Annotated in this window: 26 protein-coding genes; 18 read left to right on the top strand and 8 right to left on the bottom strand. The window is 46.9% G+C overall.

All coding sequences use genetic code 11. The features are described from left to right. The first annotated feature begins 181 nt into the window (after positions 1-181). The 3 genes from WCN91_RS07540 to WCN91_RS07530 all read left to right on the top strand — a co-directional run bounded on the left by WCN91_RS07540 (position 182) and on the right by WCN91_RS07530 (position 4,375). A complete protein-coding gene (locus tag WCN91_RS07540) occupies positions 182-3,097 on the top strand; it encodes a UvrD-helicase domain-containing protein (protein ID WP_342677799.1) in 2,916 nt (971 codons plus the stop codon). A gap of 193 nt (positions 3,098-3,290) precedes the next feature. Further along, positions 3,291-3,704, top strand: coding sequence for a GFA family protein (locus tag WCN91_RS07535; RefSeq protein WP_342677798.1), 414 nt, complete (start codon positions 3,291-3,293; stop codon positions 3,702-3,704). A gap of 110 nt (positions 3,705-3,814) precedes the next feature. After that, positions 3,815-4,375: a DUF922 domain-containing protein gene (locus WCN91_RS07530; protein WP_342677797.1), complete on the top strand. Its 561-nt coding sequence runs from the start codon at positions 3,815-3,817 to the stop codon at positions 4,373-4,375. A 1-nt stretch (position 4,376) separates the two neighbouring features. On the opposite strand, the gene WCN91_RS07525 is transcribed toward WCN91_RS07530, so the two are convergent. Then, the gene (locus WCN91_RS07525; protein WP_342677795.1) at positions 4,377-4,910 is read right to left on the bottom strand and encodes a DUF2937 family protein; all 534 of its coding nucleotides are present in this window, start codon (positions 4,908-4,910) and stop codon (positions 4,377-4,379) included. Positions 4,911-4,930: 20 nt separating this feature from the next. Further along, a complete protein-coding gene (locus WCN91_RS07520) occupies positions 4,931-5,629 on the bottom strand; it encodes a lytic transglycosylase domain-containing protein (RefSeq protein ID WP_342677793.1) in 699 nt (232 codons plus the stop codon). Between the two features lie 416 nt (positions 5,630-6,045). On the opposite strand from WCN91_RS07520, the gene WCN91_RS07515 reads away from it, so the two are divergent. The 4 genes from WCN91_RS07515 to WCN91_RS07500 all read left to right on the top strand — a co-directional run bounded on the left by WCN91_RS07515 (position 6,046) and on the right by WCN91_RS07500 (position 8,035). Next, the gene (locus WCN91_RS07515) at positions 6,046-6,345 is read left to right on the top strand and encodes an isoamylase early set domain-containing protein (RefSeq protein WP_342677791.1); all 300 of its coding nucleotides are present in this window, start codon (positions 6,046-6,048) and stop codon (positions 6,343-6,345) included. Between the two features lie 4 nt (positions 6,346-6,349). After that, positions 6,350-6,541, top strand: coding sequence for a hypothetical protein (locus WCN91_RS07510; RefSeq protein ID WP_342677790.1), 192 nt, complete (start codon positions 6,350-6,352; stop codon positions 6,539-6,541). A gap of 156 nt (positions 6,542-6,697) precedes the next feature. Further along, positions 6,698-7,672, top strand: a complete 975-nt coding sequence (locus tag WCN91_RS07505) for a transposase (RefSeq protein WP_342677788.1) — start codon at positions 6,698-6,700, stop codon at positions 7,670-7,672. A 96-nt stretch (positions 7,673-7,768) separates the two neighbouring features. Continuing rightward, positions 7,769-8,035 (top strand): hypothetical protein, encoded by a 267-nt coding sequence (locus tag WCN91_RS07500; RefSeq protein WP_342677786.1) that lies wholly within the window; start codon positions 7,769-7,771, stop codon positions 8,033-8,035. Between the two features lie 18 nt (positions 8,036-8,053). On the opposite strand, the gene fur is transcribed toward WCN91_RS07500, so the two are convergent. From fur to WCN91_RS07475, 5 genes are all read right to left on the bottom strand, one after another. Continuing rightward, positions 8,054-8,497 carry a ferric iron uptake transcriptional regulator gene (gene fur, locus WCN91_RS07495; protein ID WP_342677784.1) on the bottom strand — a complete coding sequence of 148 codons (444 nt, stop codon included), beginning with the start codon at positions 8,495-8,497 and terminating at the stop codon, positions 8,054-8,056. 136 nt (positions 8,498-8,633) lie between these two features. After that, entirely contained in the window at positions 8,634-9,161 is a 528-nt protein-coding gene (gene fldA, locus WCN91_RS07490) for a flavodoxin FldA (RefSeq protein ID WP_342677782.1), read from the bottom strand. Positions 9,162-9,175: 14 nt separating this feature from the next. Further along, on the bottom strand, positions 9,176-9,454 hold the full coding sequence (ybfE, locus tag WCN91_RS07485) for a LexA regulated protein (protein ID WP_105199875.1): 279 nt from the start codon (positions 9,452-9,454) through the stop codon (positions 9,176-9,178). 2 nt (positions 9,455-9,456) lie between these two features. After that, positions 9,457-9,678 (bottom strand): DUF2788 domain-containing protein, encoded by a 222-nt coding sequence (locus WCN91_RS07480; RefSeq protein WP_342677779.1) that lies wholly within the window; start codon positions 9,676-9,678, stop codon positions 9,457-9,459. A 124-nt stretch (positions 9,679-9,802) separates the two neighbouring features. Further along, complete coding sequence (locus WCN91_RS07475) at positions 9,803-10,579, bottom strand: alpha/beta fold hydrolase (RefSeq protein ID WP_342677777.1); 777 nt, start codon at positions 10,577-10,579, stop codon at positions 9,803-9,805. A gap of 188 nt (positions 10,580-10,767) precedes the next feature. Here WCN91_RS07475 and seqA point away from each other — a divergent pair, with 188 nt between their 5' ends. From seqA to WCN91_RS07440, 7 genes are all read left to right on the top strand, one after another. Then, the gene (gene seqA, locus WCN91_RS07470; protein ID WP_342677775.1) at positions 10,768-11,334 is read left to right on the top strand and encodes a replication initiation negative regulator SeqA; all 567 of its coding nucleotides are present in this window, start codon (positions 10,768-10,770) and stop codon (positions 11,332-11,334) included. A 10-nt stretch (positions 11,335-11,344) separates the two neighbouring features. Next, positions 11,345-12,982, top strand: a complete 1,638-nt coding sequence (gene pgm / locus WCN91_RS07465) for a phosphoglucomutase (alpha-D-glucose-1,6-bisphosphate-dependent) (RefSeq protein WP_342677773.1) — start codon at positions 11,345-11,347, stop codon at positions 12,980-12,982. A 92-nt stretch (positions 12,983-13,074) separates the two neighbouring features. Beyond that, complete coding sequence (astE, locus tag WCN91_RS07460) at positions 13,075-14,109, top strand: succinylglutamate desuccinylase (RefSeq protein WP_342677771.1); 1,035 nt, start codon at positions 13,075-13,077, stop codon at positions 14,107-14,109. A 289-nt stretch (positions 14,110-14,398) separates the two neighbouring features. Continuing rightward, complete coding sequence (locus tag WCN91_RS07455; RefSeq protein WP_342677769.1) at positions 14,399-15,616, top strand: thiamine pyrophosphate-dependent dehydrogenase E1 component subunit alpha; 1,218 nt, start codon at positions 14,399-14,401, stop codon at positions 15,614-15,616. Further along, positions 15,616-16,593, top strand: coding sequence for an alpha-ketoacid dehydrogenase subunit beta (locus tag WCN91_RS07450; RefSeq protein WP_342677767.1), 978 nt, complete (start codon positions 15,616-15,618; stop codon positions 16,591-16,593). The genes WCN91_RS07455 and WCN91_RS07450 overlap by 1 nt, the downstream gene beginning before the upstream one ends. 9 nt (positions 16,594-16,602) lie before the next feature. Further along, positions 16,603-18,174, top strand: coding sequence for a dihydrolipoyllysine-residue acetyltransferase (locus WCN91_RS07445; protein ID WP_342677765.1), 1,572 nt, complete (start codon positions 16,603-16,605; stop codon positions 18,172-18,174). A 162-nt stretch (positions 18,175-18,336) separates the two neighbouring features. After that, on the top strand, positions 18,337-18,702 hold the full coding sequence (locus WCN91_RS07440) for a DUF805 domain-containing protein (protein WP_342677763.1): 366 nt from the start codon (positions 18,337-18,339) through the stop codon (positions 18,700-18,702). A 67-nt stretch (positions 18,703-18,769) separates the two neighbouring features. On the opposite strand, the gene WCN91_RS07435 is transcribed toward WCN91_RS07440, so the two are convergent. Beyond that, positions 18,770-20,398, bottom strand: a complete 1,629-nt coding sequence (locus tag WCN91_RS07435) for a M28 family metallopeptidase (protein ID WP_342677761.1) — start codon at positions 20,396-20,398, stop codon at positions 18,770-18,772. 107 nt (positions 20,399-20,505) lie between these two features. Here WCN91_RS07435 and WCN91_RS07430 point away from each other — a divergent pair, with 107 nt between their 5' ends. The 4 genes from WCN91_RS07430 to WCN91_RS07415 all read left to right on the top strand — a co-directional run bounded on the left by WCN91_RS07430 (position 20,506) and on the right by WCN91_RS07415 (position 24,172). After that, positions 20,506-21,318, top strand: coding sequence for a DUF3025 domain-containing protein (locus WCN91_RS07430; protein ID WP_342677760.1), 813 nt, complete (start codon positions 20,506-20,508; stop codon positions 21,316-21,318). After that, positions 21,315-22,106 (top strand): ABC transporter ATP-binding protein, encoded by a 792-nt coding sequence (locus WCN91_RS07425; protein ID WP_342677758.1) that lies wholly within the window; start codon positions 21,315-21,317, stop codon positions 22,104-22,106. The genes WCN91_RS07430 and WCN91_RS07425 overlap by 4 nt, the downstream gene beginning before the upstream one ends. Further along, on the top strand, positions 22,099-23,307 hold the full coding sequence (locus tag WCN91_RS07420; protein WP_342677757.1) for an ABC transporter permease: 1,209 nt from the start codon (positions 22,099-22,101) through the stop codon (positions 23,305-23,307). Before WCN91_RS07425 ends, WCN91_RS07420 begins: the two co-directional genes overlap by 8 nt. 100 nt (positions 23,308-23,407) lie before the next feature. Continuing rightward, positions 23,408-24,172, top strand: a complete 765-nt coding sequence (locus WCN91_RS07415; RefSeq protein ID WP_342677756.1) for a hypothetical protein — start codon at positions 23,408-23,410, stop codon at positions 24,170-24,172. The last annotated feature ends 212 nt before the right edge of the window (positions 24,173-24,384 follow it).

The raw sequence follows: 24,384 nt of genomic DNA, 5'->3' as shown, positions 1-24,384 counted from the left end.
TGCATGTTACTTATGATTTCCGCCATTATTACATAGCAAGTCATAGCAACAAAGTTTAGTACTTGGATTTGCTGGGTTTTGAAAAATAAAGTGCCAGAAAATGATGCAATGGGATTTTAACTAAGAAGCATAGTTCGAGTAGAATGCTTTGAGCCACGCTAATTTAGGATTTCTGCATTTAATGAGTTTCTTGGCACCAAGTATATTTGGTCGTATTTTTACTTCTCAGCCACAGATTGTATTTGATGACATTGGTTTAGTCATACCAGAAGGTGATTCATCTCAGTTGATAAAATGGAGCGAGCTAAACGCGCCGATAGTATTTGAGTTTGGTTTGTTTGGCCAACGCATCATCTTCTCTACTTCCAATAAAAGCTATGAGTTTTCTATGATGGCTTATAGTAGCGAGAAGTTTTTAAACTCGCGGTGCCAGAATTATTGGGTAAGGGGTAATCTGCCTCAACTTGACTCTCTGCTTGGCAAAATAGAGAAAGTTGTAAACACTCGCTTTTTACGTCAATCGACGGTAGAAACGCTCAAAAAGTTAGTTCTACAAGAGCATGGTCGTTGGTTGCCATGGGTAAGAAGTAGCATACTGTTTTCAACCATAGAGCGGCAAATTCAACTGTTGGAAAAGTATGCGGGTTGGGACAATGAGTTGACCAGCCATTATCAAGAGCAGTACGTTCAAATTCAGTTACAGCAGCATCAATTGTTTTTCGACAATGTAGAAGCTAACCCGTTAACAGAAAGGCAGCGAAGGGCGTGCGTCATTGATGATGACAATAACCTATTGTTGGCTGGTGCTGGAACAGGAAAAACCAGTGTTATGGTGGGGCGGGCTGGTTTTTTGGTTGAAAGTAACCAATCTGAGTACAAGGATATCCTTTTGCTTGCCTATGGGCGAAAAGCCGCTGATGAGATGGATAAAAGAATCAGAGATAAGCTGGCAACAGATAAGATCAACACGGCAACCTTTCATAGCCTAGGTCTGCAAATTATTTCGCAGGTTGAACGAGCAAAACCCTGTCTTTCAAATTTTGCAGAAGATGGGAAGGCTAAATCAAAGTGGGTGCAAGACTGCTTTGAATCACTTATTGATAATCACGCTGAATATAGAAGCCTGGTTTTCACTTACTTCAGCAAGTATTACTACGTAGAAAAAAATGACTTTGATTTTGACACCTTAGGTAACTATTACCAATATCTAGAAGACAATGATATCCGCACTTTAAAAGGCGATAAGGTGAAAAGTTTTGGCGAACTGTATATTGCCAATTGGCTTTTCTACCACGGTATTGACTACGAATATGAGGCTGCTTACCAGTTCGATGTGAAAACGATTGAACGTAGGCAATATCAGCCAGATTTTTATTTACCTGAATATGATCTCTACATCGAGTATTTCGGCATAGATGAACGGGGTAATACCGCCCCCTACATCGACAAGGATGAATATCACAATGCCATGGAGTGGAAGGCTCAGACCCATAATCGTTTTGGCACCAAATGTATCCAGCTCACCTATGCTCAGCATAAAAGAGGGCATCTACTTCAATGCTTGCAGCAAGCTCTAAGCGAACACGAAATCAGTTATGAGCTTTTGCCCGTTGCATCTATTTTGGCAAGCCTTAAAGAAACTGGCAGAATCACCGTGTTGGCCGAACTTTTTGGGCAGTTGCTGGGATTGTATAAAGGAGCCAATTTAACCGACAGTGATGAGAGGGGAGTTATCGAAAGGTCTGCCGATGCCAAGCAGACAGAGAAAGCATTAGAGTTGCTTAAACCTATCTTATCGCAATACAACCAGTATTTACTTGAACGTGAAGAAATCGACTTTGAAGATATGATCGTGAAAGCAATCGATTACGTTGAATCAGGTCGTTTTATATCCCCTTGGAAATACATTATGGTTGATGAGTTCCAGGATATATCTGAGCCAAGAGCCCGTTTAGTAAAAGCTCTTCGTGACTCCCTTCAAGGGTGCTCAGTATTTGCGGTTGGAGATGATTGGCAAGCCATCTATCGTTTTAGCGGTGCCGATATCCGACTAACTACTCAATTCGAGCAATACTTTGGCTTTACCACTGAGACCGCACTTGATTTAACTTTCCGCTTTAATAATAAGATAGGTCAGGTAGCCTCTGAGTTTATAGGTAAAAACCCAGCACAAATAAACAAGGAAATATCGTCACTGCGCGAGGAGTCAGCGCCTGCAATATCTCTTTTAAGAAGGGGAGATGCGTCAACTGGCTATTCTTACCAAAGTTCGCTGGTGGAACTATCTAACGGTGCAATTGATGACGTTTTGCATTCAATATCAAATAAGGTAACAGAATCCGTCACGGTCTACCTACTTGCGCGCTTTTGGTTTCAGTTACCTAACAAAGCTGATATAGAGGCTTTGCATGCAAAGTACCCTTTGTTGAACATAGATACTCAGTCTTTTCATGCATCAAAAGGGAAAGAAGCAGACTACGTTATTGTATTGGGATTGCAAAAGGGAAAGCATGGGTTCCCTTGTGAAAAAGCGACTCCACCGATATTAGATGCAATTTTGCCGCAAAAAGAGGCTTTTGCGCATGCCGAAGAAAGGCGCCTTTTCTATGTAGCGCTGACGCGAGCGAAGCATAGGGTTTATATTATTGCTGATATGACCAATTCCAGCTGTTTTGTGAATGAGTTAATTGCAGACCATGAAATTGAAACTAATGAGTTTACAAGCGAATGTGATCAAATTTTTGTGCAAGATATGAGTTGTATGCGTTGTGACACGGGCACCTTAAAAAAGCGAGCTGGGCGCTTTGGGGCATTCTATTCATGTTCTAAGTTTCCGCGTTGCAGGCATATAGAGAAGCCTTGTAGCCAATGTGAGAGCTCAATGACACGAACGCGATATTCAGGATTCAAGCTATGTATTAACAACCGCTGTAATCATATTGTACCTGTTTGCGATAAATGCAGTGCTGAAATGATCCTGAGAAATGGCCCCAGAGGGGAGTTTTGGGGGTGCAAAAACTACAAAGGAAACGAGGAATTCAGCTGTCGAAATGGAAAAGATAAATCCAGCATTCAATGGCCGGCGTTGGCGAACTAAGAGCTAGGATGTAAAAAAATTTGTGTACATGGGGCTCTTTTGACTTGAGGCGAACCCGAAAAATAACTAGAACAACCTCCTGTATTTCCACGGACTATAAAATTTTTTATTGGATTAGGTATGTTAACTCACAGCCGCAAACCTTGGGCTACACTTTGCTAGGACGTGAATAATAATTAGCCAGGAGATACCTATGGAATTACACGGAAGCTGCCTATGTGGTGGTGCCAGCTACAGTGTTAGCGGTGAGGTGAGCGGTTTTTATCTTTGCCATTGTCATCGTTGCCAAAAAAGTACGGGCTCTGCTCATGGTGCCATCGTTTTTATGGACGCAGCCCAGCTTGATTGGTTACGTGGCGAACATTTATTGACTCGATATCGTGTTGACGACACGCGCCATGAAAAGTGTTTTTGCAGCGTATGTGGTTCATCATTGCCTTTGCTTGTGGAGGAGCGGGGAGTGGTGATGGTGCCCGCCGGCAGTGTCGACAATGGCGAGCTGCCCCAGCCCAATGCCCATATTTTTACTTCGCGCCAACAAGGGTGGCAGCAATACATTGCCTTGCTACCCGGTTATGAGGAATATCCGCCCAAGGAGAGCAACTAACTGAATACTGTCATTATTCTGTTATGAAGCCGTGATATAAGCTTCCATAATTTTTTAGCATAAAGAATGGTGTTGCGGTCGTATGCAGTGGCCGTGACCTAGGAATTAGTGTGCGTCTTATTCTTGTAGTTATGTTTTTATCTCTGCCAGCCTACGGCAAACTTGATCTCAGGCAGAGTACGCAAAATTATCCCGTTTACGCCGATGTGCTTGGTGAGTTACTGAATACTTTGGATGCCGCGTCCCCGGTTAAGCGCGATGGTAAGGTAGAGCATGGTCATATTCAGCATCAGATTGGCTGGGAGTTTTTATTTAATGGCCGGACTCGCCAGTGTCAGGTGAATAAGCTCACAACGACAGTGGAAATTGAATACACCTTACCCAGGCTCGATAGCTACAGTGAAGCGGTGAAACAGCTTTGGTCGCGCTGGTATCCGCATCTGGCCGAGTATCAACGTAAGCAGGGCTTGATGATCATCGCCGCCGCCGAGCGACTTGACCAACAATTAGCGGCGCTGCCTCAAGTGGGTAATTGTCGTATCTTAAAAAAACAAGCGCAGCGAATTGGTGAGCAGGTGCAAGGGGAGTTGAGTTTAGCGCTGCAGCAACTGCAACAAGAAACCGAGTTTGGGCGCACCGAAAAGGCCTGGCTGGTGGATCATTTAAACTAGTCTAAGTTTGAGTCCGCGCTGGGCGCAGCATACGTCCGACACGCATAAGTGCCAGCACTATTAACACAAACAAGGCCTCAATCGTCCAGCTGACTATTAAGGCAAAAATAACCGCGCTGGCCAGGGCTTCCAGGTTCAGTTGGATTTGCGGCGTATAATTATGCCAGACCTGAGTGCCTATGCTTTGTACCGGGGCGCGAACTAGGTGCAGGTAGGGATGTTGAGTAAATTCTTCAAGGGCCACTTCCAGGGTTTCACTGCGCTGCAATAAGGTGGCGAGGTTATCGCCACCTTTGGCATAGACGGGATCTGTGCTTTGTTGATAATGCGCCAGCAATTTGGACAAAGAGCCTTGAAAAAAGCGCTCCGCATCCTCTTTAAAGGGCGTCACCGCAGCGCTTGTTTCAACCATGGCCGCACGCAGTGCATGGCCATAATCATCTTTAAATCCAGGCACCTGCAGACCAATAAGGGCGGCGATAAAAAACACGCACAGACGCAGATAATTCCGGCACCAACGAAGAATATTTACCATAGATATTTTGGAGCTTACGCTTAAGGTGAAGTAACAGATTGCTCCAGTGTGTCATTTTTCACCACTAATTGCGAGGCTGCCAGCGCTTGCTCTTGAACATGTTGGCGGTAGCGATTTCGCAAAATATCTATGCGCTGCACAAAGGCGCGGGTTTGTTTAAACGGCGGTACGCCACCATAGTGCACCACATTGCTGGGGCCGGCATTATAGGCGGCGGCTGCAAGCTTGGCATTCCCCTTAAAACGTTTTAACAAATGGGCCAAATAGGCACTGCCTGCGGCGATATTTTCAGCAGGATCGAAAGGGTCGTTAATATTGAACTCTTTCACCAGCAGCGGCATAAGTTGCATCAGCCCCTTAGCGCCCTTATGGGATTCGGCCTTGGGGTTAAAGTTGGACTCGGCATGAACGACTGCTTTTAGCAGCGCTAGGTCGATGCCGTGCTCTTTCGCCGCGCCAACAAGATGCTGATGATATTTGTCCGTATAAAGAGGCGTTCTATGCCAAGCAGCCAGTTGCTGATCGCACTGGGCACATTTTAATTCTACAACCTCAAAGCCTTTAACCTTGGGCTTGGCATCGGTAAAAACCGCGATCCCTTCTTGGTTGTAGTAATGATAGATGGTGGATTGTGCCTGAACTGCCAATGTTGTCCCTAATACGGCAAGTAATACAAACACTTTCAAGGTATTAAGTTTCAACAAAAGTGGTCTTTCCATGTGGTGTGCTCGCATTTAGAATCATCTTTAAGCCTAGCACAGGCTCATGATTTAGTATGGGAAATTGCAGTGTAAATGAATTTTCACTTAACGGACAGAGAGTTAGCTTTTTACCCACCTTACTTTTAATTTTTATATACAGAGCCAAAACACATTTTGTGTACATTTATCTAACAAAGGTGTTCTGCGCTTGCTTACAGCTGGCATTATTTATGCATTGGTTCTGCTAGGACGCAGTAAATTCGGGGAAGGCGGGCAAAATTGCACTATTTTGCCGCTCGGCCTGCACTGTAATAAAGCGTCCATATTAGGCTGTTAGCCTAATTCAAACTTTGCAAAACACACCGATTTGCTTAGCAGTATCCATAGTACATTGATGTGGCGATCGAATATTTAACCTTATTTGGAGCCCTTCTATGCTAAAAAAACGCTTTTTTAAAACCAAAGAAGAAGCTGAAGTCACCTTTGAATATATGCATCCGGATGCCGAAGCTGTGGCCTTAGTCGCCGAGTTTAATCAGTGGCAACCGCTGACGATGCAATATTCGAAGAAGGATCAGTTATTTCGTACCAAGCTGCGCTTACCGAAAAAAAACGAGTTTCACTTTCGCTATTTAGTCAACGAAGAGCAATGGGATAACGACCACCAGGCCGATGCCTATGTCGCCAATGATTTTGGCACTGACAACAGCGTTGTTTCGACTTACTTAGGTTAGTGCCGTGGATGTCTTCGCGCAGGCCTGTTACCTCATGGGCGTTGGCTATGAATATCATAGCTATGAAAGTCGCGCTCTGGACACGCATAAAAACCAGCCCCAGCACTGGCAAGAGCTAAGTGCAAACGCCCGAGAATGCCACTTTAGCTGGCATGAGGCCGCCAAAGTCTATTTAAGCGAGCTTTATGCAAACTAACTGTTAGCCGATCTCACGGTCGGCTCAAAATTTTAGTCGGCTCAAAATTTTATCCAGACACCCACTTTAACTACTAGCTAGACACCCATTTCAATATTTCACACTCCCTGATCCTTCTGCTACGCTTTGAAGGTGCTACTCAAGGAGGAGTGGATCATGGCAACGCCTCGGAAAAACCAAATCAGCCTGGCTGATACTTCATATTACCACTGTATTTCTCGCTGTGTACGGCGGGCCTTTTTATGTGGCATAGATGCACTGACCGGCCGCTCTTATGAACATCGCCGCGGTTGGGTTGAAAGTAAACTGCTACAGCTGGCCCGTATTTTCTGCATTGATGTCTGTGCTTATGCAGTAATGAGCAATCATACCCATGTGGTACTGCATGTGGATAAGCCTAAAGCGCAGGACTTAACGGATAAAGCCATAGTGCTGCGGTGGCATAAATTATTTAAAGGCACCATGCTCTGCCAACGCTTTTTGCAAGGAGAGCAGCTTGATACGGCTGAGCTGACTGCTCTACAGGGGCGAATCTTGATTTATCGGGAGCGCCTGAGCGATATCAGTTGGTTTATGCGCGTACTCAATGAAGGGATAGCCCGTCAAGCCAATCGCGAAGATGACTGCACCGGCCGCTTTTGGGAAGGGCGCTTTAAGTCTCAAGCCCTCCTTGATGAAGCAGCCCTAGTAGCCTGCTTAGCCTATGTAGATTTAAATCCGATCCGTGCAAAGGCCGCTGATTTACCCGAGCAATCCGACTATACCAGCGTGAAAGCTAGAATCGCATCAGCAAAGAAAGGTTCGCAACCCACCGCATTAATGCCCTTTGTTGGTAATCCTCGTAAAAACATGGCTAAGGGCTTGCCTTTTGAACTACAGAGTTACTTAGAGCTGGTTGAATGGACAGGGCGCTGTATGCGCGAAAATAAAACAGGGCATATTTCATCTGACACAGCCCCCATTCTTGAACGACTCGATATTTGCCCTAAAAACTGGTTAGCGCTAACAACCTCATTCACCAAGTTATTTCACGTGGCTGTGGGTAAGGAGCAAGCAATAACAACCTATTGCCAGCATCAACACCGAAAACGACGTATAGATTTAAGCAACAGCCAAAGCTTATTCGCTTAAGTGTTACTTTCCTTCCCTATGTTTGAGCTTTTTAACCAAAGTGTCGATTTCGCATGTCTAAAATTCACGAAAACAATAAAAACCAAAGGAAAATCGTTGAAAAAACGCTCGCATCGAGAGAGATGCAATATAAAACCCAGAGCTCGCGTCCAAAACTTAATTTTTAAAGTGGGTGTCCGCAATTTTAAAGTGGGTGTCCGCAATTTTAAAGTGGGTGTCTATTTTCTTTTCTTTAAAGTGGGTGTCCGCAATTTTAAAGTGGGTGTCCGCAATTTTAAAGTGGGTGTCTATTTTCTTTTCTTAAAATGGATGTCCATGTTCTTTTCAAGCAGGCGTAAAAAAGCCTGCGCGAGGCAGGCTTAATTTCAGTGAAAAGGGCGTTTAGCCGTTTTCTAATGCGTATTGCTTGCAGGCATCCGTGTCCACACATTCGCCATACAGGTAAAGTGAGTGGTTGGTTAATTTAATGCCATTGCTGTCGGCAATTTCAAGCTGACGCTGTTCGATCATCTCGTCTTCGAATTCGATTACGCGGCCACATTTCAAGCACACCAGGTGGTCGTGGTGGGTCGAGCCTGCAAGTTCGAATACCGATTTGCCGCCTTCGAAGTGGTGGCGGGTAACGATACCGGCATCGTCAAACTGGTTTAATACGCGATACACAGTTGCCAGACCGATTTCTTCACTGTTATCAAGCAGGATTTTATAGACGTCTTCGGCGCTGATATGTTGGTTATCAGGGCTTTGAAGGATCTCCAGGATTTTTATCCGTGGCAAAGTGACCTTGAGGCCAGCTTTTTTGAGCTCTAGGTTATGATCAGTCATTTAACTTGTTCTCAATTATGATTTTTTGTGCACCTAAGGCAGGCTTTGCCCTGACGCGCGCGACGCATTTTAAAAATTAACAATAACGTGCTTCGAGGGCAAGTGTAAAGCCAAGTTAAACTTGCCCAGCAAAGACTTAGTCTGCTAATTCGGCTAGGCACATTTCTTCATGAATTTGTGCGCACCACTGCTTCACACGTTGCTCTGTAAGCTCAGGTTGGCGGTCTTCGTCGATACCCAGGCCAACAAAGTGGTTGTCATCAATCATGCCCTTTGAGGCTTCGAAGTCGTAACCTTCGGTAGGCCAGTGACCCACAACGATGGCACCACGCTCGGTGATGATGTCGTTGATCATGCCCATGGCGTCAAGGAAGTACTCGGCATAGTCTTCCTGGTCACCACAACCGAAGATGGCGCAAAGTTTACCTTCAAAGTCGATGGCTTCTAGTTCAGGGAAAAAGTCATCCCAGTCACACTGAGCTTCACCATAGTACCAAGTAGGGATACCAAATAGCAGCAGGTCAAACTCTGCGATCTCTTCTTTACTACTTTTTGCGATATCGTGCACGGCCACCAATTTCTTGCCGAGCTCTTTTTGGATCATTTTTGCTACGTGTTCAGTGTTACCCGTGTCGCTTCCAAAAAATATACCTACACTTGCCATGAATAAATAACCTTTTATGTATCTATAGCCAATCGTTCTTGCAAAATGGTTTCAATCAACGCACTGCGGCTAATATTTTGCGCATCCGCCATATCGTTTAGTGCTTGATACAGCTGTGATGAAACTTTAAATTCGACGCGTTTTAAGCCTCGCGCTTTATCGCGCTTAAGCTGATTTCGCTTATTTACTTTTAACTGTAACTCCCGAGGGAGCGGGTTTGTTTTCGGACGACCCGGACGTCGCTCATACTCGAATAAATCGAGTGTCGTTCTATCTTGCTCTGACTTGGCCATGGTTAACCCAAACCTGCTCCTTGCCAAAACACCTGGATCAGGCCCTTAGCGATAAAGCCGGAACAGCCTAAAAATAATACAAGCCATACTATGTAGCGGCCAAATTTAGGCACATTGCCTTTTTTCAAAACGTCTTGAATAGCCATGCCGATAAAGAAGAAGATGCCAGCAAGGCCAAAATATAACCCAAGGGTATCTAGTCCATTTATAAATTGGTCGACCATTTACTGCTACCTATTTGGAAAACGGCGCGCATTGTAGCACATAAAAAATGAATAATTTAGGCATAATGCGCGTTTCGACTCACATCAGTATAGTGCCTTTAACACTTTAATTTATTGATATGGATTAACGAGTTAAAAAATCAACTATGGACTTATTAACCGCCACCGGTTTTTCCGCGTGCAGCCAGTGCCCGGCACCTTGAATCACCTTAGCCTTGGCCTTGGGAAACAAGCGCATAATCTCATCGCGGTGCGCGGCTTCGATATAATCCGAGTCACCGCCCTTGATAAAGAGTGTATCGCACAAACAAGAATCATTTGCAACTGGAGCGCCGAGGATTTGTGGATATTCTGCACTCAAAACTGGCAGGTTAAATTGCCAGTTCAGCGTCCCGGCGTCTGTTTTACTTAAACTCTTGGCCAAAAACTGGCGCACGCCCATGGCCTCTATATGCTCACTCATAAGCGCATCGGCTTCACCGCGCGAGTGTACGGAGCTCTGTGCTACCGTATGCAGGGCCTTAAAAATGGCGTCATGACGGGAGTGATAGGCAACCGGGGCAATGTCTAAAACCACAAGCTTATCAACGCATTCGGGTTTAGTGAGCGCCACCTGCATGGCGATTTTACCGCCCATGGAGTGGCCAACCAAATGCGCCTTTTCAATGCCCAAGTGTGTAAGCAAGGCGATAATGTCATCGGCCATGGCCGGATAATTCATCTGTTCGCTGTGAAATGAACGACCATGGTTACGCACATCCACATTAACCACATGAAAGTGTTCGGCCAGCGCCCGGGCAACCACCTTTAAATTGTCGAGTGAGCCAAACAAGCCATGGATAACGATAACGCTCGGTGCCTGTGTGGCACTTAATCCGCTTTGTTCATAATTAAGTAACATAGATATGCCAATTTGGGTTTAGAAAAACGCAGGAATTGTGCCCGAGCTAAGGGCCTTTTTGCAACCTTGATGGTTATTCAACAGGCATGTTAATGCCGATATGATGATCTGTATGCCCTAGCTTATTCACTTAACTTGGGTATAATTCTGCCATGCGTGAAAGACACGGCAGTAATGACAGGAATATCATGAAAAAAATAGAAATAGACGACGAGCTATATCAATATATCGCCAGTAACACCCAAAGTATTGGCGAGAGTGCCTCCACTATTTTGCGTCGTTTATTGAATCTGCACAATGCCGGTGCCGACTCGGTCCCAGCGCCCGCAACCACGAATCCCCCGGCCGATAAGCCAGCTGTAGCAACAACCGAAACAGCCGCAGTGAATGCACCAGCAAAAGCCCAGGCCAGTGAGCAGGGCTCGGTATTCGATATTCTTAATAAAGAAGAGCTGGCGATGCAAAAAGGCGTAGTGGGTCGCTTCTTATTTATTCTGGCGGCATTTCATCGCACGCATAAGAACACCTTTGAGCGTGTCTTAAATGTTCAAGGTCGTGATCGTCGCTACTTTGCGACCAGTAAAGAAGAACTCCAAGCCAGCGGCAGCAGCCTAAATCCAAAGAATATAGACGACAGCCCTTATTGGGTCATGACCAACTCCAACACCACGCGCAAAAAAATGATGCTGCACGAGGTGGCCCTGGAACTAGGTTATAGCCAAGAACAAGCTGAAATCATTCGCGACTATTTATAAGGAACCAAGTATGGCCGTTCACCCAAACGCTGGAAAAACCGCTCCTCAGTCAGAGCTAATTAATGTGCCCAAACTGATGAGCGCATATTATCTGCATGAACCGGATGTTGAGGAAAACCCCGAACAGCGTGTGGCATTTGGCACCTCGGGCCATCGTGGCTGCTCCTTGAATACCCAGTTTAATGAATCGCATATTCTTGCCATTACCCAGGCGATTTGTGATTACCGCAAGCAAAATAATATTTTTGGTCCCTTGTTTCTGGGCAAAGACACCCATGCTTTGTCTGAGGCGGCCTTTAATTCCGCCATTGAGGTCTTGGTTGCCAATGAAGTGCAGATCATTACCCAGGAAGGGGAAGACTACACGCCAACGCCTGTGATAAGCCACGCCGTGGTTAGTTATAATAAGGCGCACCCAGGCGAGTTGGCCGATGGCATAGTGGTGACGCCGTCGCACAATCCACCAGAGGATGGTGGCTTTAAATACAACCCACCTAACGGCGGCCCGGCGGACACAGATATCACCAAATGGATTGAAGACAGAGCGAATCAACTGCTGAGGGAAGATTTGGTCGAAGTCGAGCTGTTTCCTTATGTAAAGGCGGTGCGCTCCGGTTTTATCAAGTATGTGGACCTGCAAACCCCGTATGTGGAAGACCTTGTTAACGTCGTGGATATGCAGGCTATCGCCAAATCTGGCATCAGCTTAGGCATTGACCCGCTGGGTGGCTCGGGTATCAATTACTGGCCGCTAATCGCTAAGCACTATGGCTTGAACCTGAGTGTAGTGAATGATGTAGTTGACCCGCGTTTTGCCTTTATGCCGCAAGATAAAGACGGCAAAATCCGTATGGATTGCTCGTCACCTTACGCCATGACCAATCTTATCGGCCTTAAAGATAAATTCGATATAGGCATAGGCAACGATCCGGACTATGACCGTCACGGCATAGTGACCAAAGACGGTCTGATGAACCCTAACCACTTCCTGGCTGTGGCCATCGACTACTTGCTCACGCACCGTGACTGGCCGGCAGACGTTAAAGTGGGTAAAACCTTGGTATCAAGTGCCATAATCGACAAGGTGGTGGCCAGTCATGGTAAAGAGCTGGTTGAAGTGCCGGTAGGTATGAAATGGTTTGTTGATGGTCTGCACAGCAGCGCCTTGTGTTTTGGCGGTGAAGAAAGTGCCGGTGCGGCGTTTTTACGCATCGACGGCTCGGTGTGGTGCACGGATAAAGACGGCTTTATTATGGGCTTATTGGCCGCAGAGATTTTGGCGGTAACGGGTAAATCACCGTCACAGTATTATCGCGACTTGGTCGCCAAGTTTGGTGAGCCGCTTTACAAACGCATTGATGCTCCAGCAAATGCAGAGCAAAAACAAAAACTTAAAGCGCTTAGTGGTGATGATATCAAGGCCACCGAGTTGGCAGGCGAACTTATTATAGCTAAGTTGACCGAAGCGCCAGGCAATCATGCCGCCATCGGTGGCCTTAAGGTGGTCACTGAAAACGGTTGGTTTGCGGCGCGCCCTTCAGGCACAGAAGATATCTATAAAATCTACTTTGAATCCTTTAAGGGCGAGCAGCATTTGGCGCAATTAGAACAAGCCGCCGTTGAGCTGGTTAACGCCAGTATCGCTTAATCCCAATTTTTATATAAAGCCAGTCGTTTGACTGGCTTTTTGCTATCTAAACTTTGCCACCACACGGTGGCAGCACATTGAGAAGGTGTATTATGTATTTACAACGTCTTCAGCAAAGTGGCGACTTCCTTGGCATTACCCGAGAGAATGAGTTCACTTTGGCGCCAGAGCAGTTCACTCTTGATAATGGCACCCAGGTAAAGGTCCTTGACACTGGAGTGATCCAATTCGAGCCGAAGAATTACGGCCACAAGGATTTTATCTTCTCCAGCGCCGTGCACGGCAACGAAACTGCACCCATTGAAATCTGCGATCAGCTGATCCGCGCCATTATTGCCGGCACCCTGGAATTAACTCATCGCGTAATGTTTATTTTCGGCAATCCCAAGTCCATTAATATTGGCGAGCGCTTTGTTGATGAAAACCTTAACCGCCTGTTTTGCGGCAAACACAGTGTTGGCGAGGTAACCAACCCAGAGCGTGAGCGGGCGAAAAAGCTTGAAGAATATGTGGAAGGGTTTTTTACTGCCCCAGGCGAGGGCCGTTATCGCGCCCATTATGATCTGCACACAGCTATTCGCGACTCAAAAAATGAAAAGTTTGCCGTTTACCCGTTTCTACACGGCAAACCGCACAAACGCGAACAGCTGCAGTTCTTATTAAGCTGTGGCGTGCAAACCGTATTGCTGATGGCCGAGCCAGCCTCTACCTTTAGCTATTTCTCATCGCGCCACTTTGGTGCTGATGCCTTTACCATAGAATTAGGTAAAGTGCGCCCATTCGGTGAAAACGATATGGCCCGCTTTGAAAAGACCAAGGTGACCTTGGCGAACTTGATCAGCCAAAATGAGGTGAGCTACCCGCCACTGCGTGCACAAGACGTTGAGCTATTCTCCGTGTATCGCACCATTAATCGCCACCATGAAGACTTCTCCTTCACCTTTTCTGACGATGTGCCTAATTTCACCGGCTTTGCTAAAGGTGAGTTACTTGGCCACGACGGTGGTGAAGAAATACGCGCCGAAGTTGAGGGTGAAGCCATTATTTTCCCTAACGCCAAGGTGGCGCTAGGGCAGCGTGCATTACTGACCGTTATCCCCACCGAATTGTCTGATGAATTCATCTGATCTGACCACTTCGCCTCATAATATCTAACTATTTCAGTATGTTATGAGGCGTACACCGAACTTGCCAACCCTAGGTTATGAATGATGCAATTATTCGACTATGATTAGTTGAATAAGCCTTTACGTTGACGTAAAGTGGCGGCAGCATAATTTAAACTAGGCACCATGTGTAGAAATATTATTCTGCATATTCACTGCGGTTGAATTGTTTATTTCAATTTGACGCCCACGCAGAAGTCACAATAACAAACCTGTGCCTAGTGACATGACAACAAGAGAAGGGAAGGTTATGACTAACCCCAATAACGTTTCGTTGAATATCAGTCACGAACTCGCGTTCATTGACAGCCACGCGCTTAATATACCTACTTACCGTGTCCTTAATGAGCAAGGTGTCCTAAGCGAAGGCGCTACTTTGCCTGAAATCGATCAAGATACGGCACTTAAAATTTACGACACCATGCGTTTTATCCGCGCCCTGGATGAGCGTATGCAAGCGGCACAACGTCAAGGTCGTGTGAGCTTCTATATGCAATGTCTAGGTGAAGAAGCAGCCGTTACCGCCAGTGCTGCGGCTTTGGATGATAACGACATGATCATGGCGCAATACCGCGAGCAAGCGGCGCTGCGCTACCGTGGTTTTACCCTAGAACAGTTTATGAACCAGATGTTCTCTAACGAGCTGGACCTGGGTAAGGGCCGTCAAATGCCTATCCACTATGGTTCAAATGAACTGAACTATATGACCATCTCTTCGCCGCTGGGCACACAAATTCCGCAAGCGAGCGGTTATGCTTACGGTCAAAAAATTAAGCATATCAACAAGCAAACTGGCGAGCTTGATAGCGAAATTGACAACATCACCATTTGTTACTTCGGTGAAGGTGCGGCCTCAGAAGGCGACTTCCACGCTGGTTTGAATATGGCGGCGGTGCATAAAGCGCCGGTGATCTTCTTCGCCCGTAATAATGGCTATGCGATTTCTACGCCTGCAGAAGAGCAGTTTGCCGGTGACGGTATTGCCTCGCGCGGTGTGGGTTATGGCATTAAAACCATTCGTGTTGACGGTGGTGACGCCCTTGCCGTATACGCAGCGACTAAAGCGGCGCGCGATCACGCCACTAAAACCGGTGAGCCTGTGCTTATCGAGTCTTTGGCGTATCGTTTGGGTGCGCACTCAACGTCGGATGACCCAAGTGGTTACCGCTCAAAAGATGAAGAAGCAAGCTACCGCGAAAATTGTCCGGTTGCCCGTTTCCGTACCTGGCTTGTGGCTCAAGGTTGGTTAAACGAGCAAGAAGACGAGCAGGTGAAAGAGCAGGTACGTGAGCAGATTCTTGATGCCCTAAAGGTTGCAGAGAAAGTAGCTAAGCCACCGCTTGAAGATTTGATCAGCGATGTCTATGACACGCCAATTCCAAGCCTGCAGGCGCAATATGAGCAATTAAAATCTCATATTAAGAAATACCCGGACGCTTACCCAATCACAGCAGGGAGAATCAAATAATGAAAACAATGAATATGCTCCATGCCATTAACTCAGCCCTGGATATCACCATGGCCGAGAATGACCATGCCTGTATTTTTGGTGAAGACGTGGGTTATTTCGGCGGTGTGTTCCGCGCCACTTCTGGCCTGCAGGAAAAATACGGTAAGCACCGTGTTTTCAATACACCGTTAACCGAGCAGGGTATTGCCGGTTTTGCTAATGGTCTGGCCGCTTTCGGTGCGCCGGCCATTGCCGAAATTCAATTTGCCGATTATATCTTCCCGGCCTTTGACCAAATCGTTAACGAGTCGGCCAAGTTCCGCTACCGCAGTGGTAATGAATTTAATGTGGGCAACCTGACCATACGCACTCCGTACGGCGGTGGTATTGCCGGTGGTTTGTATCACTCGCAATCACCTGAAGCCTATTTTGCCCATACTCCGGGTCTGAAAATCGTTGTACCACGCGACCCGTATCAGGCTAAAGGCCTGCTGCGTGCAGCCATTAAAGACGATAACCCAGTGATCTTCTTTGAGCCTAAGCGCCTATACCGCGCTTCAGTGGGTGAAGTACCTGAAGAGGATTACAGCATCGAACTTGGCAAGGCCGAGGTTGTGCAAGAAGGTAAAGACGTAACCGTGCTGGCCTGGGGTGCACAGATGGAAATCATCAGTGTTGCCGCCGAGAAAGCCAAAGAGCAGGGCATTAGCGTTGAGCTGATTGACCTTCGCAGCATCTTGCCTTGGGATGTCGAAACTGTAGCCAACTCGGTGAAGAAGACCGGCCGTTTGGTGGTCAGTCACGAAGCGCCTATCACCAATGGTTTTGGTGCCGAGATTGTTGCCACCATACAGCAAGAGTGTTTCTTGCACCTGGAGTCGCCGATTGCCCGTGTATGCGGTCTTGATACTCCGTATCCCTTGGCATTAGAAAAAGAATATATCCCAGATGCCTTAAAGGTATTCGAGGCGATTAAAAACGCGGTTGAGTTTTAAGGGGCTGACATGGCTAAAGATTTTATCCTACCAGATATTGGCGAAGGTATCGTCGAGTGTGAAGTGGTTGAATGGCTTGTTGCCGTGGGCGATGTGGTTAAAGAAGACCAGCCAATTTGTGACGTAATGACGGACAAGGCGCTGGTTCAGATCCCTGCGGTACACGATGGCGTGATCACCGAGCTTTACTATGGCAAAGGCGATATCGCCAAGGTGCATGCTCCTTTGTTTGCCATGAATGTGGCCGGTGAGGAAACAAGTGCAGCTGCAACCCCGGTTGCCCAACAAGCGACTGAAGCAGCACCTGCGGCTCAAAGTGCTTCTCAAGGTAGCGCCCTTGAAGACTTTATCCTCCCGGATATCGGTGAAGGTATCGTTGAGTGTGAAGTGGTTGAGTGGCTTATCAGCGAAGGTGATGAGATCAAAGAAGATCAGCCCGTTTGTGACGTAATGACAGATAAGGCCCTGGTACAGATCCCTGCCAAGTACGATGGCAAGGTGATGAAGTTGTATTACCAAAAAGGTGATATTGCCAAGGTGCACAGCCCATTATTCCAGATGGAAATCGCCGGTTCATCAGCGAATGCCGCAAGCACAGATGCGGCTCCCGCTGTTCAAGCAGCCGCACCAGCACAAACAGCTAATGCCGATAAACCATCAAGCGAACCTGTAGCCCAAGGAAAAGCTCTGGCTTCACCTGCGGTGCGTCGTCGTGCCCGTGAACTGGATGTAGATATCAGCACGGTTCCTGGCTCAGGCAAAAATGGTCGCGTATTTAAAGAAGATATCGAACGCTTTATCGCTGGCAGTGCATCCGCTAAACCAGCAGAGCAAGCAACGAGCACAAGTGCAGCGCCTGCAGCTGCGGCAAGCGGTGGTACTCGCGTCGAGCCTATTAAGGGCATGAAGGCGGCGATGGCCAAGCAGATGGTGCGCTCGGTGTCGACTATTCCGCATTTCACCTACAGTGATGAAATCGATTTGACCGATTTGATCGCCCTGCGCGGTGGCCTAAAAGAAGAGTATAAGCAACAAGGTGTGAAACTCACCATGATGCCATTCTTCATCAAGGCACTGTCATTGGCGATGAAGGAATTCCCGATACTTAATGCCCAGGTGAATGATGATTGCACCGAATTAACGTATTTTGACGATCACAACATAGGTATGGCCGTTGACTCTAAATTGGGTCTCTTGGTACCAAACGTGAAGCAGGTACAGAACAAGTCTATTGTTGATGTGGCTAACGAAGTAACGCGTCTAACGGAAAGCGCCCGTGAAGGTCGTGTGGCGCCAGCGGATCTTAAGTCTGGCACTATTTCGATTTCGAATATCGGCGCCATCGGCGGTACTACGGCAACGCCTATTATCAACAAGCCTGAGGTGGCCATAGTTGCCCTGGGTAAATTGCAGCATTTGCCGCGCTTTAATGCCAAGGGCGAAGTTGAAGCCCGTGCCATTATGCAGGTAAGCTGGTCTGGCGACCACCGCGTTATCGATGGTGGCACCATTGCCCGTTTCAACAATTTGTGGAAAGACTACCTAGAGCAACCGACAAAAATGTTGATGGCCATGAGCTAAATCTGGTCTAACCAGTTGTTCCTGTTATGAAAAACCAGCGTATGCTGGTTTTTTTTATGCCAAGATTGAATTATCATTCCATAAGCCTCTGTTCTTTAGGCAAATATGCGAGCTAGAAACTAATTCGCACATTGGAATTAACAATAATATATAGGATCTGCTATGGAATATTTTATGGATGCGCTTAAGCGATACGCTGATTTTTCTGGCCGTACTCGCCGTAAAGGTTATTGGATGTTTATCCTTTTCTACCTTATTTTCTCTATCGTTGTGACAGTGATTGATAGCGTATTAGGTACCGCGTTCTTAGGTATGATTTTCTCGCTTGCGTTATTGATCCCAAGCTTGGCAATCGGTGCTCGTCGTCTACACGATACTGGCCGTTCTGGTTGGTGGCAGTTACTTTACTTTCTACCAATTATCGGTTTTATCGTACTTCTTATCTTCTTCGTACAAGATAGCCAAGACGGTGACAACGACCACGGTCCAAATCCAAAAGATGCTGGTTTAGAAGGCGCTGCTATCTAAGCTGAGCAAGCAATAAAAAAGCCGGTTTTAAAACCGGCTTTTTTATGTCTTTGGTATCTCAGCACACCTATTTGGTGCGCTGGAACTCTGAATTGGCATACCATTTTGGCCATTGCTCTTGTTGTGAGATATCAAAACCCACCTTATAGAACAATTGCAGGTCTTGTACTGCGCCGGACAGATCCCACTCATCGCGGTAACGGTCGCAAGGCTGGTGATAACAACCACGCAGTACCAAGCTCATACGTTTACGGTATTGAGCGGTTTCTTCGTCGCGGGCTTCACTGCCGCCGCCAGCGTACATGGCAGGTACACCCATGTTGGCAAAAGCGAAGTGATCCGAGCGGTAGTAACCACCCGAGCTTGGCTTAGGATCGCCGGAAATGGTGCGCTCCTGCATTTTTGCCGCCTCACCTAGCATATCGTCGAGCTCAGATTTACCCATGCCAACGACACTAACATCTTTTACCTTGCCTAGCAGGTTTAAGCTGTCCATATTGATATTGGCCACGGTTTTGTCTGTGGCAATAATTGGGTTCGCGGCATAGTATTTAGCGCCCAGCAGGCCTTGCTCTTCGGCGGTGACCGCCAAGAAGGTGATGGAGCGATCAGGGTGACTTGGCAACTTGGTAAAGGCTTCGGCCACTTCAATCATGCCGCCTGTGCCGGTGGCATTGTCGTGGGCACCGTTATAAATCTGGTCGCCTTTACGGTTTTTATCCGTACCCAGGTGATCCCAGTGCGCCGAGTAGATAATGTGCTCATTCGGCTTTTTACTGCCCGGCAAGGTGGCGATAAAGTTGTAGGACACCGACTTTTTGATTTCGCTGTTTACCTCAACGCTGGCAGTCAAATCGCCCATATCTACATGGTAGGCGCCTTCGGCAGCACGTTGCTTAGCCTGCTCGAAATCAAGACCGGCCTTGGTGAATAGCTCCTTGGCCACATCTACAGTAACCCAGCCTTCAACGGCAACGCGGTCCATATTGTTGTTGTCTTTTTGGAAGCCAAACTGTGGGCCACTCCAAGAGTTCTCAACCACAGACCAAGGGTAAGAAGCCGGTGCGGTTTCATGCACTATGATGGCCCCAGCAGCACCTTGACGGCTGGCTTCTTCAAACTTGTAAGTCCAGCGGCCGTAGTAGGTCATGGCATCGCCGGTAAAAAGCTCAGGATTCTTGGTGGCAAAGCCTGGGTCATTCACCAGCATAACCACGGTTTTGCCTTTTACATCCAGGCCTTCGTAGTCGTTCCACTTGTATTCTGGGGCATTCACACCATAGCCAACAAACACTAGCTCCGAGTCTTTAATGCTTTCTTTGGCACTGATACGGCTGGTGCCCATCACCATGTCTTTTTTGTATTGGTAGTCTTTGCCACCTATGCTCAGGGCCATATTGGCGTCGGCCTCGATAGAGACCAAAGGCACTTGTTGTAAAAAGCTGTCGCCATTACCCGGCTGATAACCCAGAGCTTTAAATTGCTCGGTTAAATACGCCAAGGTGAGCTCTTCTCCTTTAGAAGAAGGGGCACGGCCACCGAATTCATCTGAGGCTAGAGTTTTGACATGCGTGGCCAATTGCTCGGCATTAATACTGTTCCAACCAGCCATAACATCCTGGTTGCTGATCTGTGTGCTCGCACAGCCGGCAAGAATAGCCGCGCTGACTAGAGTCAAAGGAAAATAGCGTTTCATAATTATTGGTTTCATTGCTATAAGACCAAGCCAGTATAAGGATAGCGGTAAAATTAAACCAGTTTTTGCGCTAAACTACGCAAAATTTACGCTTACCAATTGCAGTAATGAAACGTTTTACCCCTTTTGAACACTGGCAAACCACTTGTTTGCAAAGCGGCGCTTTTGCCCATTTAAATACGCTTTTTGCCCTCGACCAATACAAGGATTGGCCGACTTTGGACGAGCTAAATCGCCACACAATTATTAATGCGAATAACCAACCGCTGCAGTTTATTGATAACGCTGAGTTTGAACAGGATGGCCGTTATTACGAGTCATTTATTTATGAAACCGGCAAGGTGCCAACGCGCCAGCATAACTGGCACGATCTTTTTGGTGCCTTTATGTGGCACTTGTTTCCTAAAACCAAGGCCTTGTTGAATCGCTTACATATAGACGAAATGGCGGCGCAGCAGGGCACCCAGCGCAGCAAGATGCGCAATGCCCTGACGCTGTTCGACGAATGCGCGGTGATTTTAGCGGTGACGGACACAAGTTGGATAGAGGCATTTCGCGAGCACCAATGGCATGAGGTGTTCGTGACGCGCCGTGAGCAGTGGCAGAGCGAAATTCGTGTTTACACCTTTGGCCATGCGAACTATGAAATGCTGACCCAGCCTTTTATTGGCTTAACCGGCAAAGCCCTGTTTGTGCCTGTGAGTCCTGATATATTTTGTAAAGATTTAGTGAGCCAATACAACTACCTAGATGAGCGCCTCTATGAGATGATAGCGATAGATAGGGTATTGGCGGATAATTCAGCCATGTCGCCACTGCCATTACTGGGAGTGCCGCATTGGTATGAAGACAATAATAACGCCGATTTTTATGTCAATACCGACTACTTTAGGCCAAAACGAAGGAAGAATAACAAATGATAAGCGTGAACGGGCTTAAGAAGAAGTTCAAGCTCACCAAGGATCATAAAAAAGGGATCGCCGAGGCGCAGCAAGACCCGCGTGAAGAAAAAGACTACTTCCACTCCGTCCGTGATGTGCATTTTCATTGTGAACAGGGTGAAGTCTTGGGCCTGCTTGGGCCTAATGGCGCCGGTAAAACCACCACCTTGCGGATGCTCTCAACAGCCCTGAAACCGGATGAAGGCAGCATAGAGGTAGGCGGTGTGGACTTGGTGAAAAAGCCGCTGGCCGGGCGTAAGGCAATCGGCTTTTTATCCGGCTCAACCGGGCTTTATGGTCGCTTGACCGCCAAAGAAAATGTCGAATATTTTGCCAAATTGCATGGCATGAAAGGGGCCGAGCTTAAGCAGCGCTGCGATGAGCTGTTCACCCTGCTCGACATGCATAGCTTTTTGGATAAGCGCGCCGACAATCTTTCCACTGGCATGAAGCAAAAAACCAATATTGCCCGTGCCGTGGTGCACAGACCTAAGGTGGTGATCCTGGATGAGCCGACCACGGGCCTGGACATTATGACCACACAAACGGTGATCAATTTTATTAAAAGCCTAAAAGAGCAGGGCACACCCGTTGTGTTCTCAACTCACCACCTCGACGAAGTAGCGCTGCTGTGCGACCGCGTTTCTGTGATTGACCAAGGGCTCACCTGTTTTGATGGCACCTTGGATGCCTTTAAACAACAAGGGCGCAGTGAAGAGCTAAACCAGGCGTTTATGAATATTCTTGAGGAACATCGTCATGTTTGAAGTATTTTTAAAGGAAATAAAAGAGCTGTTACGTGACAGAAAAACCCTGATGTTTGTTGTTGCTCTGCCGCTTTTGATCTTCCCAATTATTTTTGCACTAATCGGCTTTTTGGCCTCTAAGGCGGCCTTGGAAGCGGAGCAAAAGGTACACACTTACGCCATAGTTAATGCGCAATACGCTGAACCCTTTGCCAAGGAAGTATTTTTTCACAAGAGCTTTAAATCACTCGAAGAAGAACATACTTATGCCAGTGTGGACGACTTAAAAGCAGCCGTAGAAGCCGGTGATATAGATGTAGGTATTTATATTCCCGCCGATGCTCAAAGCGCATTAGATAAAGGCGAGCAAAGTAACTGGCAGGTGATCTTTAATGATGCCCAGACTATTAATTTCTTATTTACCAACCTTAAAGCGGTGGCCGACAAATACGCCAAACAGCTGCAAAGTGCCAAACTGGTGGCCCTCGGAGTTGATATTGAGGCGCAAAAAGCTCTGCTTCAGCCCATTGAGCTAACCAAGGTGAACACCGCAGATCAACGGGAAAACCTTGGTGAGAAAATAGGTGCCTATATTCCTTACCTGCTTTTACCCCTGGTATTGACTGGCGCCATGTATCCGGCGATCGATCTTGGCGCAGGCGAAAAAGAGCGCGGGACGCTGGAAACCCTGCTACTAACGCCCTTGTCGCGTACCCAAGTGGTACTGGGTAAGTTCTTAACTGTGTTTTGCAGTGGTATCACCAGTGCCATGGTAACCGTGCTCAGTTTTGGCCTTTGGTTAACTTTGGCTGGGCAATTTATCGAGCTGGGTATGCTTAAAGAAGCCTTTGGCAGCGTTATGGTATCGGATCTGTTGCTTATTCTATTGCTGCTTATTCCTGTTGCCGCTATTTTTGGCTCGTTGGCACTGACCATCTCCATCTATGCGCGCAGCTTTAAAGAGGCGCAAAACTATATGTCGCCCTTGTCGTTTTTAGTGTTTATTCCCATCATCGTCGCCATTATGCCGAACATGGAGTTAAACACGAAAACCGCCTTGATCCCCATCACTAATATTTGTTTGGCGATTAAGGAAATCATTAAAGGTACCGTAGATATGGGCCTGGTCGGTTTGATATTTGTCGCCACAGTGGTACTTGCCGGTGCCTTACTGGCCTTTTGTACCTACTGGTTTAATCGCGAAGAAGTGTTGTTCAGATAAGGAGTTATGAGCGAGCCCTAGTGGCTCGCTTGGTTTTGCAAGCCCGATAAATTTGTTAACATCTAATGTCACAGGATTGCAGGATCAAAGGATTATGAATATGCGCCTATCTCTAGCTCTAATATCTTTACTCATTTTTTCTACCCACTTACTCGCCACAGAGTCCCTATCACTGGTTTACACTGTTACTGACGAGGAAAACCAAATAGTTGGTGAGGCTGCTCTGCACCTCAGTGACACAAAAATAGCTAATCACTACAAGTTCGCGGATATTAATCTGTCGCAAATCACCAAGGCATCGACAGGTACGTATTTTGTCATTCATGCCAGTAAGCTCATCTATTTTCGCGATTATGCGGCCATTTCGGCTATCCGTGAGCAAGATTTAACCTTAATGGCGGCACAAACGGGCTCTCTTACTAAGCAGGATATATGGGAAATGTCATTAGACCCAAGGACTGATCCCAGTTCGGTTGTGTTTAATTCCACCGAGGCTGGGCAGTTTGATGGTATTCGTGACGATTTTGTGGTGTACAAAGTTGAGACGCAAGGCGGCATCCAGGCACCTGTTAGCGCCGCTCAATTAGTTTGGCTGAAAAAGCGTTTAAAGGAGCAAATGCTGTTACCCCAGTCTGGGCTGGGGTTAAGTGACAACCTGGATGAGTTTCTTCGCCAATTTACCTATTTTCATGACGCTATTCCACAACGCATAGAAGATCTGGATGCGGGTTTTATGTTGACCTTAAAAGAGCTCAAATGGGATAAGACGCAGGACAGCCAGTTAGCCTTGCCAAGCGGATATGCCACGAAAGATATAACCCAAGCCACGCTGGATATTGTGGAATATTTAGAAAGCCTGGATTGATAACAAACTGACATTAGCACTGATGGCCGTTACTTCGTTTAGCGCTGCAGCTCAAAATTACTCGACACCCATCGAAAACTGCGTAAAGGCAGCCGAGGTAGTTAAGAGTAATGATGCAGCCACGTTAAAACCACTGGTGAGAGATTTGAGCCCTGAAGCAGAAAAAGCCATGGTTTCTTATCTGGCAAAAGGGCAGCTTTAAATGAGCCGCG

Origin of the sequence: Pseudoalteromonas qingdaonensis (assembly GCF_038739665.1) — a bacterium.
Lineage (GTDB): Bacteria > Pseudomonadota > Gammaproteobacteria > Enterobacterales > Alteromonadaceae > Pseudoalteromonas > Pseudoalteromonas qingdaonensis.
The sequence above is the reverse complement of the archived record's forward strand: the minus strand, read 5'-3'. Positions and strand labels throughout refer to the sequence as shown.

Excerpts from the sequence above, each read along its gene's own strand:
- seqA (WP_342677775.1), top strand. The coding sequence starts at position 10,768 with ATGAAAAAAATAGAAATAGACGACGAGCTATATCAATATATCGCCAGT.
- WCN91_RS07480 (WP_342677779.1), bottom strand. The coding sequence starts at position 9,678 with ATGGTCGACCAATTTATAAATGGACTAGATACCCTTGGGTTATATTTT.
- WCN91_RS07515 (WP_342677791.1), top strand. The coding sequence starts at position 6,046 with ATGCTAAAAAAACGCTTTTTTAAAACCAAAGAAGAAGCTGAAGTCACC.
- WCN91_RS07430 (WP_342677760.1), top strand. The coding sequence starts at position 20,506 with ATGAAACGTTTTACCCCTTTTGAACACTGGCAAACCACTTGTTTGCAA.
- WCN91_RS07415 (WP_342677756.1), top strand. The coding sequence starts at position 23,408 with ATGCGCCTATCTCTAGCTCTAATATCTTTACTCATTTTTTCTACCCAC.
- fur (WP_342677784.1), bottom strand. The coding sequence starts at position 8,497 with ATGACTGATCATAACCTAGAGCTCAAAAAAGCTGGCCTCAAGGTCACT.
- WCN91_RS07425 (WP_342677758.1), top strand. The coding sequence starts at position 21,315 with ATGATAAGCGTGAACGGGCTTAAGAAGAAGTTCAAGCTCACCAAGGAT.
- WCN91_RS07475 (WP_342677777.1), bottom strand. The coding sequence starts at position 10,579 with ATGTTACTTAATTATGAACAAAGCGGATTAAGTGCCACACAGGCACCG.
- WCN91_RS07520 (WP_342677793.1), bottom strand. The coding sequence starts at position 5,629 with ATGGAAAGACCACTTTTGTTGAAACTTAATACCTTGAAAGTGTTTGTA.
- fldA (WP_342677782.1), bottom strand. The coding sequence starts at position 9,161 with ATGGCAAGTGTAGGTATATTTTTTGGAAGCGACACGGGTAACACTGAA.
- WCN91_RS07420 (WP_342677757.1), top strand. The coding sequence starts at position 22,099 with ATGTTTGAAGTATTTTTAAAGGAAATAAAAGAGCTGTTACGTGACAGA.
- ybfE (WP_105199875.1), bottom strand. The coding sequence starts at position 9,454 with ATGGCCAAGTCAGAGCAAGATAGAACGACACTCGATTTATTCGAGTAT.
- WCN91_RS07525 (WP_342677795.1), bottom strand. The coding sequence starts at position 4,910 with ATGGTAAATATTCTTCGTTGGTGCCGGAATTATCTGCGTCTGTGCGTG.
- WCN91_RS07435 (WP_342677761.1), bottom strand. The coding sequence starts at position 20,398 with ATGAAACGCTATTTTCCTTTGACTCTAGTCAGCGCGGCTATTCTTGCC.
- WCN91_RS07535 (WP_342677798.1), top strand. The coding sequence starts at position 3,291 with ATGGAATTACACGGAAGCTGCCTATGTGGTGGTGCCAGCTACAGTGTT.
- WCN91_RS07540 (WP_342677799.1), top strand. The coding sequence starts at position 182 with ATGAGTTTCTTGGCACCAAGTATATTTGGTCGTATTTTTACTTCTCAG.
- WCN91_RS07450 (WP_342677767.1), top strand. The coding sequence starts at position 15,616 with ATGAAAACAATGAATATGCTCCATGCCATTAACTCAGCCCTGGATATC.
- pgm (WP_342677773.1), top strand. The coding sequence starts at position 11,345 with ATGGCCGTTCACCCAAACGCTGGAAAAACCGCTCCTCAGTCAGAGCTA.
- WCN91_RS07505 (WP_342677788.1), top strand. The coding sequence starts at position 6,698 with ATGGCAACGCCTCGGAAAAACCAAATCAGCCTGGCTGATACTTCATAT.
- WCN91_RS07445 (WP_342677765.1), top strand. The coding sequence starts at position 16,603 with ATGGCTAAAGATTTTATCCTACCAGATATTGGCGAAGGTATCGTCGAG.
- WCN91_RS07440 (WP_342677763.1), top strand. The coding sequence starts at position 18,337 with ATGGAATATTTTATGGATGCGCTTAAGCGATACGCTGATTTTTCTGGC.
- astE (WP_342677771.1), top strand. The coding sequence starts at position 13,075 with ATGTATTTACAACGTCTTCAGCAAAGTGGCGACTTCCTTGGCATTACC.
- WCN91_RS07455 (WP_342677769.1), top strand. The coding sequence starts at position 14,399 with ATGACTAACCCCAATAACGTTTCGTTGAATATCAGTCACGAACTCGCG.